At 44.7% G+C, this 13,592-nt stretch carries 17 protein-coding genes; 13 read left to right on the forward strand and 4 right to left on the reverse strand.

From position 1 onward, the window contains the following. Nucleotides 1-13: 13 nt before the first annotated feature. Nucleotides 14-688 (forward strand): AzlC family ABC transporter permease, encoded by a 675-nt coding sequence (locus NL930_RS04410; RefSeq protein ID WP_254375801.1) that lies wholly within the window; start codon nt 14-16, stop codon nt 686-688. Further along, nucleotides 678-1,001 (forward strand): branched-chain amino acid transporter permease, encoded by a 324-nt coding sequence (locus NL930_RS04415; protein ID WP_039673037.1) that lies wholly within the window; start codon nt 678-680, stop codon nt 999-1,001. Before NL930_RS04410 ends, NL930_RS04415 begins: the two co-directional genes overlap by 11 nt. Nucleotides 1,002-1,056: 55 nt before the next feature. Here the strand turns inward: NL930_RS04415 and NL930_RS04420 are convergent, their stop codons facing one another. After that, nucleotides 1,057-1,398: a zinc ribbon domain-containing protein YjdM gene (locus NL930_RS04420; RefSeq protein ID WP_254375802.1), complete on the reverse strand. Its 342-nt coding sequence runs from the start codon at nt 1,396-1,398 to the stop codon at nt 1,057-1,059. A gap of 38 nt (nt 1,399-1,436) precedes the next feature. Continuing rightward, complete coding sequence (locus NL930_RS04425; RefSeq protein ID WP_060825585.1) at nt 1,437-1,919, reverse strand: hypothetical protein; 483 nt, start codon at nt 1,917-1,919, stop codon at nt 1,437-1,439. 96 nt (nt 1,920-2,015) lie between these two features. Between NL930_RS04425 and NL930_RS04430 the strand changes: the two genes are divergently transcribed. The 6 genes from NL930_RS04430 to NL930_RS04455 are packed head-to-tail and all read left to right on the forward strand — an operon-like array spanning nt 2,016 to nt 6,267. Then, entirely contained in the window at nt 2,016-2,432 is a 417-nt protein-coding gene (locus NL930_RS04430; RefSeq protein WP_039673031.1) for a DUF1924 domain-containing protein, read from the forward strand. A gap of 9 nt (nt 2,433-2,441) precedes the next feature. Continuing rightward, nucleotides 2,442-2,897 (forward strand): diheme cytochrome c, encoded by a 456-nt coding sequence (locus tag NL930_RS04435; RefSeq protein ID WP_254375803.1) that lies wholly within the window; start codon nt 2,442-2,444, stop codon nt 2,895-2,897. Continuing rightward, nucleotides 2,894-3,994 (forward strand): cytochrome b/b6 domain-containing protein, encoded by a 1,101-nt coding sequence (locus NL930_RS04440; protein WP_254375804.1) that lies wholly within the window; start codon nt 2,894-2,896, stop codon nt 3,992-3,994. The genes NL930_RS04435 and NL930_RS04440 overlap by 4 nt, the downstream gene beginning before the upstream one ends. A gap of 4 nt (nt 3,995-3,998) precedes the next feature. Continuing rightward, on the forward strand, nt 3,999-4,376 hold the full coding sequence (locus tag NL930_RS04445; protein ID WP_060825589.1) for a Spy/CpxP family protein refolding chaperone: 378 nt from the start codon (nt 3,999-4,001) through the stop codon (nt 4,374-4,376). Next, nucleotides 4,373-5,047, forward strand: a complete 675-nt coding sequence (locus NL930_RS04450) for a response regulator transcription factor (RefSeq protein WP_254375805.1) — start codon at nt 4,373-4,375, stop codon at nt 5,045-5,047. The genes NL930_RS04445 and NL930_RS04450 overlap by 4 nt, the downstream gene beginning before the upstream one ends. Further along, nucleotides 5,047-6,267 (forward strand): ArsS family sensor histidine kinase, encoded by a 1,221-nt coding sequence (locus NL930_RS04455; RefSeq protein ID WP_254375806.1) that lies wholly within the window; start codon nt 5,047-5,049, stop codon nt 6,265-6,267. Before NL930_RS04450 ends, NL930_RS04455 begins: the two co-directional genes overlap by 1 nt. On the opposite strand, the gene NL930_RS04460 is transcribed toward NL930_RS04455, so the two are convergent. Both NL930_RS04460 and NL930_RS04465 read right to left on the reverse strand, forming a co-directional pair. Beyond that, nucleotides 6,254-8,188 (reverse strand): diguanylate cyclase domain-containing protein, encoded by a 1,935-nt coding sequence (locus NL930_RS04460; RefSeq protein WP_254375807.1) that lies wholly within the window; start codon nt 8,186-8,188, stop codon nt 6,254-6,256. The genes NL930_RS04455 and NL930_RS04460 overlap by 14 nt on opposite strands. Continuing rightward, nucleotides 8,185-9,018 (reverse strand): PhnD/SsuA/transferrin family substrate-binding protein, encoded by an 834-nt coding sequence (locus tag NL930_RS04465; protein WP_254375808.1) that lies wholly within the window; start codon nt 9,016-9,018, stop codon nt 8,185-8,187. Before NL930_RS04465 ends, NL930_RS04460 begins: the two co-directional genes overlap by 4 nt. A 180-nt stretch (nt 9,019-9,198) precedes the next feature. On the opposite strand from NL930_RS04465, the gene NL930_RS04470 reads away from it, so the two are divergent. From NL930_RS04470 to NL930_RS04490, 5 genes are all read left to right on the forward strand, one after another. Further along, entirely contained in the window at nt 9,199-10,497 is a 1,299-nt protein-coding gene (locus tag NL930_RS04470) for a DEAD/DEAH box helicase (RefSeq protein WP_254375809.1), read from the forward strand. Then, on the forward strand, nt 10,494-10,967 hold the full coding sequence (locus tag NL930_RS04475) for a hypothetical protein (protein ID WP_041963703.1): 474 nt from the start codon (nt 10,494-10,496) through the stop codon (nt 10,965-10,967). Before NL930_RS04470 ends, NL930_RS04475 begins: the two co-directional genes overlap by 4 nt. Then, the gene (locus NL930_RS04480) at nt 10,964-11,467 is read left to right on the forward strand and encodes a PaaI family thioesterase (RefSeq protein WP_254375810.1); all 504 of its coding nucleotides are present in this window, start codon (nt 10,964-10,966) and stop codon (nt 11,465-11,467) included. Before NL930_RS04475 ends, NL930_RS04480 begins: the two co-directional genes overlap by 4 nt. Continuing rightward, a complete protein-coding gene (gene recQ / locus NL930_RS04485; protein ID WP_254375811.1) occupies nt 11,468-13,261 on the forward strand; it encodes a DNA helicase RecQ in 1,794 nt (597 codons plus the stop codon). It abuts the gene before it with no gap. A gap of 133 nt (nt 13,262-13,394) precedes the next feature. Next, nucleotides 13,395-13,592 carry a YwbE family protein gene (locus NL930_RS04490; RefSeq protein WP_039673014.1) on the forward strand — a complete coding sequence of 66 codons (198 nt, stop codon included), beginning with the start codon at nt 13,395-13,397 and terminating at the stop codon, nt 13,590-13,592.

Here is a 13,592-nt window from a genome sequence, read left to right on the forward strand (position 1 = left end):
TCAAAGGATTTGAGTGTCTTTTTTTACTATCGTTAAGTTGACGATTCCCGTAATGATGGGCTACATTCCGCTGGGTATGGCGTTTGGGCTTTTACTCTCGAAATTATTGATTCCGTGGTATTACGCTTTTTTTATGAGCGTGTTTATTTTCGCGGGTTCGGGGCAATTTTTGGCCTTAACCTTGTTTGCTTCGCAAGCGACAATTTTGGAAATCGGCATCGCCACGTTTTTACTCAATCTACGCCATACTTTTTACGGACTTTCGATGATTTCGGCGTTTAAAGATTTTTCATGGAAAAAACATTACTTGATTTTCGGCTTAACCGACGAAACGTTTGCCCTTTTAAAAACAAGCGAAGTTGACAAAGACGAACGCGAGCGGGTCTATTTGTGGATTACGTTTTTAAATCAATGCTATTGGATTGTCGGAAGCGTTGCGGGTGCGGTGCTCGGCAATATCGTACCGTTTAATTACCAAGGCATCGAGTTTTCGCTGACGGCTCTTTTTGTCGTGCTTTCCATTGAACTGTATACGAAAAACAGGCTTCATAAACCGTTTTTTGTGGCACTGATTATCGGGCTTTTCGGCATGGTTTTCTTTCCGCCGCAAAAAATGTTGATTTTGTCGCTCTGTTTAGCGGCGTTTGTTTTGATTGTTTTTAAGAGGAGTATGGAAAGTGGAAAGTAGCTATCTTATCGGAAGTATCGTTGTCGCGACGCTTGCGACGTATGCGACGCGCATCATTCCGTTCTTGGTGTTTCGCAACCGCGAACCTTCGCCGCTGATTAAGTATATCGAACTTACGATGCCCGTGATGATTATGGTCATTTTGGTTTTTTATGCTCTCAAAGACGTGAAGTGGGAAAGCTATCCTTACGGGTTGGCGGAGATCATCGGCGTAGGCATTGCAATTTTCTTACATGTCAGGTTTAAAAACGCGCTTCTAAGCATTTTTGTCGCGACGCTGGCGTATATGATTTTAATTCAAAACGTTTTTTAAACACGTCGAATTTGCGACATTGCGTATGACGCTCTCTCGCAAATTCTCTTTAGATTTAGGCTTTTTTTACAAACTCCGACTTTAATCCCATCGCACCGATACCCTCGATTTTACAATCGATATTGTGATCGCTCTCAAAATTCAGTCGAATATTTTTGACTTTCGTACCGCCTTTAATGACTGCCGAAGAGCCTTTAAGTTTGAGGTCTTTGATGACCGTGACGGTATCGCCGTCGTGTAAGATCGTTCCGTGAGCATCTTTGACGACTTCGCTCGATGCTTCGTCGGAAGCGGCATTGTTAGACCACTCGTAGGCACATTCGGGACAAATGATCGTATCGGCGTCTTCGTACGTGTATTCACAGTTGCATTTTGGACACGGAGGCAGTTGACTCATTTCAAGACCTTTTTCTTTTTAGTATGGCATAGCTTCGCTTAGAGATCTTTAAGCGGCGGCACTCTTCGGTCTCTGTCGTAACGTTTCATCTTCTCTTCGTAGGCATTGATGGCATCGACCATATCGTGTGCGAATTTCGTATCGATGATAAACTCTTTTTGATTGATATGCAAGGGTTGCATACCTTTTTGTTCCGCGGCGTACATCAACGCATCTTTGATCGTTTCGGCATGATTATCCGTGAGGCGTCTTAAGTCGTGTCCCAATCCCGTCACCCACAAATCCATAAATAAAACGCGAAACGGCAACAATTTTCCCGAACTGTTTTCGATCAATTTTCCGTTTTCTTGCGTATACGTGTAAAACAAAATGGCATCTTTTTTCGTATCGTAAACGCTGATTTCACCCGCTTGCAACAGGTTCACGGAAGTGTTGAAGGACGCGGGATTGACTTCTTTGGAAGCACAGCCGCTTAAAAGAAACGCCAACGTAGTGACGCATAAAAGCAAAAGACGACGCATAGAAACTCCTTACATGTAAAGAAAGTGTCAAGAAAAAGTCAATACGAAATTGACACCGTTATTTTAACATTTCAATATAAAAACCGAGGAGTTGTAATGAAAAAAATATTTTTGATGTTATCGTGCAGTGCGGTTATACTGCTTGCGCAGGATTTTAATGCGCCGATGAAAGCTTATATGAATGAGCTTGAAAAAGAGGCCAAAGCCCAAGATGCTTCTTTTGAGAGGTTTGACGCCAAACGAGGCGAGAGCATTTTTACGAGTCAACATATCGGAAAAAAAGCTCAAGAGATGCGTTGTACGACGTGTCACAAGAGTGATTTGAAAGCGACGGGACTCAATGTCAATACCAATAAAACCATCGCTCCTTTAGCTCCTTCAGCCAATGCGCAAAGGCTCACCGACGTTGAAGAAGTGCAAAAATGGTTGCGTCGCAATTTTAACGACGTCTATAATCGTGAGGGAAGCGCGCTTGAAAAAGGCGACGTTTTAACCTATTTGATCAACCAATAAGGAAAAACGATGAAACGAATTATTTTAAGTTGTTTGGTTTTAGCCTCAATGTCGTGGGCAAAAAACGTTCCTGCGGCAACCGATGCGTTGTACCAAAAAGAGTGTGCGAGTTGTCATTTCGGGTATCAACCCGCACTTTTAAACGCGAGCGGTTGGCAAAAGGTGATGGGAAATTTGAAAGACCACTTTGGAACCGATGCGTCGCTCTCCCAAAAAGAGCACGATGCTATTTTAACGTACGTGACACAAAACGCGGGAAATAGTAAACTAACACAAGGCAATACGACGATGCGCATTTCGCAATCGCCGTATTTTATCAAAGAACACCGACGCATTCCAGAACGTCTTATCGACCAACCGGAAGTCAAATCGCTCAGTCAATGCGCGGCGTGTCATACCAAGGCCGAACAGGGCGATTATAGCGAGCGTACTATCGTGATACCCAATTACGGGAGATGGGAATGAAAAAAATACTCGTTTGGAGCCTCTACACAAGGGTGTTTCATCTTTTGGCAATGGTGTTGATGTTGGGCGTATACCTCAGTAGCGACGAAGATCGGTGGCTTTCCATTCATGCCTCTTTAGGCTATGCGATCGGCGTGCTTTTTTTGGGTCGTATCGTGTGGGGATTTTTGGATATTCCCTACTCGAAATTTAAAGATTTTAGTTTCAAAATCGCCGATTTAAAAACGTACATGTTAAGCGTTTTCGGCGCGAAAAAAAGCTATATCGGGCACAATCCGGCATCCAGTTATGCGATCATCGGAATGATAGTGCTTTTGTTTTTAAGCATCATAAGCGGTGCGTTGGCGTACGGCGCGCAAGAGGGGATGGGCATCGCCTCCTTTTTGAATCACACGTGGTTTGCGAAGATGAAACTCTTTAAAGAAGTGCATGAATTTTTTGCCAACGCGTTGATGTTTCTTATTTTCGCACACATTGCCGGAGCCTTATTGGATAGATTGCTTCATTCCAAACTGATTTTACGCTCTATGGTGGACGGCTATAAAGAGGGCGACGGGCAAAGCGTTCAGCTCAGTCTCTTTCAAAAAGCGTTCGGAGTGTTGTGGTTGGGGGCGACTGTCGTTGCGCTGATTTATCTTTTAGCCTCGCCCAATGCTTTGCTTTTAGCCGATAACAACCCGAAGGTGGATTATGCCAAAGTCCACCCCGCTTTTGCGAAAGAGTGCGGCAGCTGTCATATGCTTTATCCGCCGTTTTTATTGCCTAAAACCTCGTGGGACGAGATGATGAGCTCTTTGGACAATCATTTTGGCGATGATGCCTCGCTAGAGACCGCAACGATGCAGTCGATTAAAGCCTTTTTAGACGATAACAGTGCCGAACACGCTACCAAAGAAGCCGCCGTGTATATGCTCTCACGTCTCAAAAATGATACAATGCCCAAGAGCATTACGGAAACATCGTTTTGGAAAAAACGCCACCACGGAATCGAAAAAGTAGCGTCAAGCGACCCTAAAATCGGTAAAATTTCCAACTGTAAGGCGTGTCATCCGATGATAGAACAAGGCTCGATTAACGACAGGGATATTAAAGGCTAAAACGATGAAACGAATCGTAGCGTTTTTACTGATTATGGTCACTTTAGGTGTTGCCGACGGGCATGAAAAACACCATTTGAGTAAAGATCTGTCTTCTTTAGAACTGAGTCTTGAACAACAAAACGACGTTAAAGAGATTGTTAAAGCGTATCGACACGAGCTTAAAGCCTTTCGCGACGAAAAAGAGAGCGTCGAAAAACACAAAGAGAGATTGTTTCGTGAAAAGCAACTTGACGAGCGCGCTTTAGTTGCTTTGCAAACCTCTTTATCCCAAAAAGCATCGCAAATCGAAACGCGTTTTTTACTGCAAATGCACGCTATCCTAACGCCCTCACAGCGTGAAAAATTCGCCCGTAATTTAGACGAGTGGGAGGTCGAATGAGCGAGAAAATTTTACTCATCGAAGACGATTTGGAGATGCAATCTCTTATCAAAGAATATTTAACGAACTACGACTTCGAGGTTGTCGCGATCGATAAGCCCAAAGAAGCACTTGCGTACGTCAAAGCACATTCTCAAGAGATTCAACTGATCGTACTGGATTTGATGCTTCCTCAAATGGACGGTTTTGACGTGTGCAAAGCGTTACGGGCGTTGAATGAAGAGGTGTACATCATCATCTCCTCCGCGCGCAACGAACTGAGCGATAAAATACTCGGATACGGACTCGGTGCGGATGATTATCTCGCCAAGCCGTATGAGCCTAGAGAGTTGGTGTTAAAAATCAATTCCGCCCTTCGAAGAACGCTCAAAAGTAAAAAGAAAATCGGCGATTTCGAGATTGATGAGGAAAAAATGCAAATCGTCTTAGAGGGTTACGCTTTGGATTTGACCAAAATCGAGTTTGATCTGTTGCACCTGCTTTTGTCTCACCCCGGAAAAGTTTTTTCGCGCGAAACGCTTTTCAACGCCATTAACGGCATCGGATATAGTTCCAAAGACCGAACGGTCGATATGCACGTGAGCAATCTTCGCGCAAAACTCGGCGATGATTCTAAAAATCCCAAGTACATCAAATCGGTGTGGGGCGTGGGTTATCAGTTGGTGCATTGATGTCGATTTTTACGAAACTTTTACTGCTTTTTCTAGCCAGCCTCGCGGTTATGTTTTTTGTCGGTAAAGAGACGCATTCTTTAGCCAAAACCAATATCGAAGCATTACTCAGGGAAAAATACCTTCAAGCGAGCAACGAACTCTTTAAAGATTTGGCAAACAACGATATGGTCGCTTTTCAAAAAAAGCTCGATGCTTGGGGTTTTGAAAGCGTTGCGTACGATATTTACGAACAAAAAGCACGTCGAATATACGAAGAACAAAGTAGTTTTGGCGAAATGAAAATCTATGAGGATGCCCAAGGTTACTATACGCTTTTGTTGCGCTATTTGGACGAACCTTTGCTCGTACGCGTTAAAAATCAAGAAGAGTATTTTGACCAACAAGCACGCCTTGGCTATCTCATCGATGCGGACGTAGCACTGCTCGTCGTCATTTTCCTTCTGATCGCGAAGCTTTTATTGCCGTTAAAAACGATGACGCAAACTTTGAAGCGTTTTGGAGAAGGAGACTTACATGTCAGAATGTCGCAGCAAGGCTCCAACGAGCTTGGGCGGCTTGTGGAGAGTTTTAACGCGATGGCGTCCAATATCGAAAATCTGCTCAGTTCACGGGAACGCTTGCTCCGCGACATCGGGCACGAGCTACGAACACCCTTAGCCAAATCAAAATTGGCATTGGAAATGATGCCCTCAAATCCGCATCAAAAAATTCTCCAAAAAGCGATTTTTCAAATCGATCGACTCACGAACGAACTTTTGCAAATCGAGCGTTTGGGTGCAAATATGGCGGAATTTAAAACGGAGCGTTTTGAAGTCGAGACGCTTCTTTCCGAAGCACTGACCAAACTGATGATTGAGGATGAATCGCTTTTGGAGATTCGTATCGCAGACTCTTTTACGATCGAGGGCGATTTGAATTATCTCGCAATTGCGTTAAAAAACCTTATCGACAACGCGCTCAAATATGCCGTGCATCTGCCTGTCGTGATCGATGTGGAAAACCGTACGATTGCCGTCAAAAACCAAGGCGAGGCTTTGAGTCGTCCTTTAGCGTATTATTGCGAGCCGTTTGTGAGAGGCAATGATGCGCGAGACGGTACGGGATTTGGGCTTGGGCTTAGCATCGTTCAGAAAATTCTCCAAAAACACGGCTTTTTATTACGGCAGGATTACCGTGAAGGGTGCTACACGTACGCAATCGTGTTTAAGCAATATTAATTTTGTTTTTACCGCTTCTTTTGACCGCATACATCGCAATATCCGCATCTTTGAGAATGTCGTTGATCGTTTTGGAATTATCCCAAAAGAGCGTTCCTCCGATACTGGCGGAACATTCGTAGTCGCAATCGATTAAAGAAAAAGGTTTAGAAAATTCTTTGAGAACTTTGTGCGCGATACGGCGTAGTTGTTCCTTGGATGGATGTTCGTTCAATCCGAGTTGCGTAATCAAAACGACAAATTCGTCGCCGCCGAAACGTGCGACCGTATCGCAATGACGCAGTGTTTTTTGAAGACGTTTGGCGACTTTTTGGAGCAAAACGTCGCCGTATTCGTGCCCTAAAGTATCGTTGAGGTTTTTAAAATTATCCAAATCGATAAACAATAAGCCGCAGTATTCATGCGAGCGCGCACACATCGCCACGGTATAATTTAAGCGATCCAATAAAAGTTTACGGTTGGGAAGTTCGGTTAGCGAGTCGTAATAGGCTAAATGTTCAATCGTCTCTTTCGCTTTTTTTTCTTCGGTAATATTTCTAAAAATCATCACCGAACCTACACTTCGGTTTTCCTGAATAAACGGCGTCAAATTGACATGTACGAAAATATGCTCGCCTTGCGCCGTTCGAAAGAGCTCTTCGCCGACATAGGAACGCTGATGCGCGATGCTTTCCATAATAGGGCAGGGCATGTGATCTAGCGATTGGGGATGTACGTGAATCAAACGGTGTGCATCCGCTCCTAACATCTCGTCGGCTCGATAACCTAACATTTTTAAGGTTGCGGCGTTGACGAAGCGAATAGCCCCATCGTTCGTGAGAAGAATGACGCCGTTAACGGTAGAGGTCACGATCGTTTCAAATTGAATTTTTTCAAGGACGATTCGTTTGCGTTGTACCAACAGAAGATAAAGTCCAAACGTGAAAATCGTAAGCGTGAGAAAACCTAAAAGATAGATTGTGAGGTACTTGTTTTCAATATCGACGAGTTCTGGGGCACAATCGTAAGTCGTGACGTATCCGCCGAGACGATCGTCGATCGCAAAAATAGGATAAAAGTTGATACTGTATCCTTGGTGCTCTAGCACCAGAGGAATTGAAAACGATTTATTGTGAGCAAGTAACTTTTGCACGCGCGGATCGTCTCGAAGCAGTGTATTGATTTGTATCAGCAAGGGGGATTTTAAGGCCTGATCGCTTAAAGACGAGATAGAGGGATTTTCGATCATAAAACGTTCGGAAATCATCGACGGTACAAAATGATCTTGGTGTTTTTCAAATACGACGTCCGTTGTCGTCTCCTTATTGAGTAGCAAAAGATAGTGCTGTGCGTTGAGAAGTTTTGAAAGTTCGGCAACGATGCGCTCGTAGGAAAGCGAAAGTTCGACGGTTCCTAAAAACGTCCCTTGATCGACGATCGGATAGACGTAACGAAATCCGGGATAAATACGTCCGCCTTCAAAGCCGGAAACGAAGGTGCGCTCTTCGTTGGCTTTTTTGATCGTCGCTCGAACGTCGATTAAAAGGTCGCCGTTTTCGTTGGGTTGGTGAAAGCGTAAAAAACTTTCGCCTTTTGCGGTATGAAAATGCAGTTGTCGAATACCGTGAGTGATGAGTTCTTGCTGATAAAGCGGGTACAAATAACGGTATAAATTTCCACGCAAGAGTGCTTTTTCCTCTTCGGAAGCGTGTACAGATTGGTGCAAAATTTCGATGACGTGCGGTTGCATAATGACGTATTTAAAATAATTTTCAATCGAGATGCGGTACATCTGTGTGACCGCTTTATACGAAGACTCCAAACTCTGATTTTTACCGTCTAAAATAATCTGAATTTCCCGCTCTTTCACGGCGTAACTGTTTAAAAAAAAGAGAAAATATAAAATACCCAAAAGGGAAAAGGAGAGTAAAATCTGTTTCATCGTAAGTTCCCTTCTTGTGGGATGCTTTCGATATCGGAAAAAAATTGCATATGACGATAGGTATCGGCTTGAACGGCTTGAACGCCCCAAGAGATCTCTTTTCCCCACGAAGCGTACTCTTTGGCAGGAGCATTTAAAAGGCGCGTACGAATCGCCTCGATCTGTTCGGACGAGAGCGTTTTGGTATTTAAAATCAGCGCAAAGCTCGGAACGATAGGCGAATAAGCAATGATCTCCAAGCCAAGCGATCGGTACGACTCGGCGATACTCTCTTTCATTCCGCCCAAATGAAATTCTCCGCGAAGAACGGAAAGAGCGACTTCGTCGTGTTTATGAATATAGCGATAGTGCATCGCAGAAAGCGGTGCTTTCGCGTAAGCCTGAACCAACGGGGCGGTTGAAAAATAACCGCAGGTCGAAAGCGGCTCGGTGAGGGCTACTTTAAGCGTTTGAGGCTGTTCAAGCACTAACATGTCGGGCATGAATTTGACTAAAACGCAACGATAACCGTTTTTACCCTTAGCGTCGTTAAACGTTACGACGGGGAGGGCGGAGGCATCTTGTTTCATCAAAGCAAGCGTAGGCAAAGGTCCCATATACGCCATATCGATCTTATCGTCGATAAAATCCGCAATCAATCTTTGGTAAGAGGGTTCAAACCGAAACTCTACGGATCGGTTGAGGGTGCTTTCAAGATAGCGAAGCATCGGGGCAAAATCTTCTACGATAGCGGCATTGTTTTTATAGGGCAAAGAAGTAAATATAAGCGATCTCGCTTCCAAAGGAAGAGCGCATATCGATATCAAACCGATGTAATAAATCCATCGCATGGATTCACCTTTTTCTAAAATCTCGACATACATCATACATAAGGAACAATAAAGAAAGTCTTAATAATTAGTAAAAAAATCCAACTAATGATAGCTCTTAGGTACGATCAAAACGTAAAAGTAACTTTCAATAAAACTTAGGTACAATTAAAGATTATCTTAATTGTACAAAGGAAACAGATGGTCTTTGAAAAACTCGGTTTACTTTCCGTGATTCAAAAAGCGATCGACGAACTAGGCTATCTTAAACCGACCCCCGTTCAAGAAAAAGCCATTCCGATCGTTCTTGATGGAAAAGACGTTATGGTAACCGCCCAAACGGGTACGGGAAAAACGGCGGCGTATGCCCTGCCTCTTTTAGAAATTCTTACGAAAAAAAGCCAAAAAGCGACGCTTCCGAAGAGTACGCGTTCGTTGATTTTGGTTCCGACGCGCGAATTGGCGTCGCAAGTCGGACAAAGCATTCAAGCGTACGGCAAATATACGTCGTTGCAGATTTGTACGGTGTACGGCGGCGTCAAATTTACGCCCCAAACGAAAAAATTGGAAAAAGGTACGGATATTTTAATCGCGACGCCGGGACGATTGCTCGAACATGTCAAGCTCGGCAATATCGATCTTGCGCGCGTGGAAGTGCTTATTTTTGATGAAGCCGATCGCATTTTGGATATGGGCTTTTGGGATGAGGTCGAACTGCTTTTATCGTTGATAAGCAAAAAACGTCAAACGCTTTTATTTTCGGTCGGTATGACCAAATCGCTGAAACGTTTGAGCGAGATCAGTTTGAAAAAACCTCAAAAAATCGCTATCAACAATCAAGGCAATTTTGCCAAAAAAGTCGAGCAGACCGTCTATTTGGTCGATCAAGAGCGAAAAAGCGAACTGCTTTCGTATATGATCGGCTCAAAAAACTGGCAACAAGTCTTAGTTTTTACCAAAACGAAACAAAGTGCGGACGAAGTTGGACACTATTTGGAAGAGAGCGGTTTGAAAACCTTGGTGCTTCACGGCGATAAAGCTCATGCAAAGCGTTCGCAAGCGATTAAGGCGTTTAAAGAAAATGCCATTCGCGTTTTAGTCGCCACCGATATTGCTTCCCGCGGACTCGATATTGAAGATTTGGAGCATGTTATTAACTACGAATTGCCCGGCGACGCGGAAGATTACGTGCATCGCGCGGGACGTACGGGACGTGCCGGAAAAGAGGGATGTGCTATCTCTTTGGTTTCCCAAGAAGAAAAGCAAAAGCTCAAAGAGATCGAAAAGATTTTAAAATACGCCATTAACGTCGAATCGTATGCCGGTTTCGAAACCAAAAAGCAGTTGGAAAAAGAGGCAAAAAAAGGAACGGTTAAGGCAAAAATCGAGTATGAAAAAGCCAATAAACGCTCCGTCTCCATTCAGAAAAAACGTGAAGCGTACCACAAAACCAAAACGAAAAAGCAAGCGCAAGGCAAGGATAAAGGGAGTAAGAGATGACGGTTGAAATGCACAAATTGCACTATTTTAAAGCATTTATCGAGCAAGAGGAAAACCCGTTGGGTAAAAACCTTTATATGATGATCTTGGCGGTAGAAGCGTACTACGAGTTTGTCGCCGAAGTGCTGATTCCGGGAACCTCTCGTAGTATGACGCAGTTTAAACTGTTGGAGGAACTTCGGGCGTTAAAGACGATTAGCGAGCAAGAGTTTGTCATCATGAACGAGACGCGAAAGCTTAAAAACGAACTGACGCACCGTTTGGATTATCAGATCGATCTGACCTATCTTTACGATTTTTGCAACAACTGTGCGGTCAAAGATAAAATCGTTCCCGAGAACAAAGACGATCAAAACGAACTGGATGCGGCACTGCTGGATGGATTACTCAAAAGTTATAAAATCGTTGATCTAAAACTCTACTCCAAAGTGCGCAAAGAACTTGAAAAGGTGCATGGAGCGGGGAAATGAAGTTTAAAGTAACGAACCAACAGCACATCTCAAAAAACTGTTTGGTCTGTGGAATTGAAAACCCTTTTGGATTGAAAACCAAGTTTTACGAATTGGAAAACAAAGAGGTCGTGGCGTACTTTACGCCGCATACCTACCTTCAAAGTTACCCCGGCATCTTGCACGGCGGCATCTCGGCGACCATTTTGGACGAAACGATCGGTAGGGCGATTATGGCGCACTACGGACAAGATAAATTCGGTATGACGATCGAATTAAACGTCAAATACAAAAAACCCGTTCCTTTGGATGTCGAACTCAAAGTCGTCGGGCGCATTACGCTTGATAAAGGGCGCATTTTTGAAGGCACGGGAGAGTTGATCTTACCGGACGGTGAAGTTGCGGTCAGTGCAACGGGGCGTTATATGAAACGCGACGTCAATCAGATCGTTGAAAACGATTTTATCGAAGATGAATGGTTTGAAAGCGACGGAAAAGAACGAGACGAGATAGACGTTTAGGTGGAAAAAAAATACCGAATACTTCAAAGCGTCTTTGGACATAAGTGTTTTCGTGCCAATCAAGAAGCGACGGTCGATGCGATCTTAGCGGGGCACGACGTGATGATGATCGTCCCCACGGGTGCCGGCAAATCGCTTTGTTATCAGCTTCCCTCTTTGGTGATGGAAGGACTTAGTGTGGTGGTTTCGCCGCTTTTAGCCTTGATGCACGACCAGATCACGGCACTCTCCGCCTTTGGCATCAAAGCGGCGATGATCTCGTCGATGCAATCAGCCGATGAAATCCATGAAAGCATGCACGCGTGTCGCAAAGGTGAGCTGAAACTCTTGTATGTAGCACCTGAGCGCTTAAAAGGTGAGTCGTTTTTGCACTTTTTGCAAACGCTTTCCATCAACTTTTTTGTCATCGACGAAGCGCACTGCATGAGTGAGTGGGGGCATGAGTTTAGGGAAGATTATCGACAACTTTTTCGCCTGAAACACTACTTTCCGAACACGCCCATTGCCGCATTTACGGCGACGGCGACGAAGATCGTCGAGCAGGACATCGTGCATCAGTTGGGACTGGCAAATCCTCTGATCGTTCGAGCCAAAGTTGAGCGGGACAATCTGCACATCAGCGCTGCGTATCGAAACGGCAACGGACGCGATCAACTGCTTGAATTTTTAAAAGCGTTTGCGCATGAAAGCGGCATCGTCTATACGCTAAGCCGCAAAGAGACCGAAAGTCTCGCTTCGTTTTTAAACACCCGCGGCATTTCTGCCAAGCCGTACCATGCGGGACTTTCAAGTGAAGCAAAAAATGCGACCTATCAAGCGTTTTTAAACGATGCGATCGACGTAGTGGTGGCAACCGTGGCGTTTGGCATGGGGATCGATAAGAGCAATATCCGCTTTGTCGCGCACATGTCTTTGCCAAAAACCATCGAAAATTACTACCAAGAGATCGGGCGTGCGGGGCGTGACGGGCTTGCTTCTTCGACCTTGCTTCTTTTCTCGGCGTCCGACATCGTGGAGCACAAGCGTCGCATCGGCGAACAGTCGGCTTCTGCGTACCAAAAAGTCGCGTACGAAAAACTAGATGCCATCGCCAAATTTGCGACCTCGCAAGTGTGTCGTCATCAGCAGATCGCGCGTTATTTTGACGATGCGATTCTTACATGTCAAACGCGGTGCGATAACTGTGTCGAGGGAGAACGTCAAAGCGTAGACATTTCGCAAGAAGCGTTAAAGTTTTTATCGACGGTGTACCGCACGGGTCAGCGTTTTGGGCTTGCGTACGTGGTCGATGTCTTACTGGGCTCTGTCAGTGAAAAAATTGTACAAAACGCGCATCAGGATTTGTCGGTTTTCGGTATCGGCAAGGAGCGAAGCAGGGCGCAGTGGTTGAGCATTGCTGAGCGGTTGTTGGAGCTTGAAGCGCTTAATGTGGGCGAATATCGCGTCGTAAGCCTCAGCGAATACGGCGCTAAAATCCTCAAAGAGCGTTTACATGTAAGTATTCATGCCAAGCGTTTGGAAGAGAAAAAGAGGGCGTCTAAAAAAGTGGAAAAAACACTCAGCGGTGCATTTGAGACTTCTGTGTTTGAGCAGTTGCGCGCGTTACGTTTGGAGATCGCCAAAGAGAACAGCTTGCCGCCTTACGTCATCTTTAGCGACAAGACGCTTAAAGAGATGGCGGAGAAATTGCCTTTGGATAAAGAGGCGATGCTTCAGATCAGCGGTGTGGGCGAAGTAAAATTTGAGCGCTACGGCGAGGCTTTTTTAGAGCGTTGTGCGACGTTGGTTTCATAGATGTTTTGCATAATCCGCAAGAGAGACTTTGTTCCGATGGGTCAAAGCTTTAGCTTTGGGGTACCCATCGTGAACAACCGTCTCGAAATAGGGTTATGCAAAACATCTATTGCTTACATGTAAAGGATAAACGATGAATGAAGGACAACAACGAAGTAACATCAAAAAAGGCGTGCGCGTACAGATCGTGCTCAAAGAAGATCAACGAAGCGGCAAGTTAACCGAAGGCGTGGTCAAAGATATCCTTACCAACTCTGCTAACCATCCGCACGGCATCAAAGTGCGACTTGAAAGCGGCGAAGTAGGGCGCGTCAAAGAGATCGTTCTCTAA

The sequence above is a fragment of the Sulfurospirillum sp. hDNRA2 genome, assembly GCF_024206095.2.
Classification (GTDB): Bacteria; Campylobacterota; Campylobacteria; order Campylobacterales; family Sulfurospirillaceae; genus Sulfurospirillum.

Excerpts from the sequence above, each read along its gene's own strand:
- NL930_RS04420 (WP_254375802.1), bottom strand. The coding sequence starts at position 1,398 with ATGAGTCAACTGCCTCCGTGTCCAAAATGCAACTGTGAATACACGTAC.
- NL930_RS04425 (WP_060825585.1), bottom strand. The coding sequence starts at position 1,919 with ATGCGTCGTCTTTTGCTTTTATGCGTCACTACGTTGGCGTTTCTTTTA.
- NL930_RS04430 (WP_039673031.1), top strand. The coding sequence starts at position 2,016 with ATGAAAAAAATATTTTTGATGTTATCGTGCAGTGCGGTTATACTGCTT.
- NL930_RS04435 (WP_254375803.1), top strand. The coding sequence starts at position 2,442 with ATGAAACGAATTATTTTAAGTTGTTTGGTTTTAGCCTCAATGTCGTGG.
- NL930_RS04440 (WP_254375804.1), top strand. The coding sequence starts at position 2,894 with ATGAAAAAAATACTCGTTTGGAGCCTCTACACAAGGGTGTTTCATCTT.
- NL930_RS04445 (WP_060825589.1), top strand. The coding sequence starts at position 3,999 with ATGAAACGAATCGTAGCGTTTTTACTGATTATGGTCACTTTAGGTGTT.
- NL930_RS04450 (WP_254375805.1), top strand. The coding sequence starts at position 4,373 with ATGAGCGAGAAAATTTTACTCATCGAAGACGATTTGGAGATGCAATCT.
- NL930_RS04455 (WP_254375806.1), top strand. The coding sequence starts at position 5,047 with ATGTCGATTTTTACGAAACTTTTACTGCTTTTTCTAGCCAGCCTCGCG.
- NL930_RS04460 (WP_254375807.1), bottom strand. The coding sequence starts at position 8,188 with ATGAAACAGATTTTACTCTCCTTTTCCCTTTTGGGTATTTTATATTTT.
- NL930_RS04465 (WP_254375808.1), bottom strand. The coding sequence starts at position 9,018 with ATGCGATGGATTTATTACATCGGTTTGATATCGATATGCGCTCTTCCT.
- NL930_RS04470 (WP_254375809.1), top strand. The coding sequence starts at position 9,199 with ATGGTCTTTGAAAAACTCGGTTTACTTTCCGTGATTCAAAAAGCGATC.
- NL930_RS04475 (WP_041963703.1), top strand. The coding sequence starts at position 10,494 with ATGACGGTTGAAATGCACAAATTGCACTATTTTAAAGCATTTATCGAG.
- NL930_RS04480 (WP_254375810.1), top strand. The coding sequence starts at position 10,964 with ATGAAGTTTAAAGTAACGAACCAACAGCACATCTCAAAAAACTGTTTG.
- NL930_RS04490 (WP_039673014.1), top strand. The coding sequence starts at position 13,395 with ATGAATGAAGGACAACAACGAAGTAACATCAAAAAAGGCGTGCGCGTA.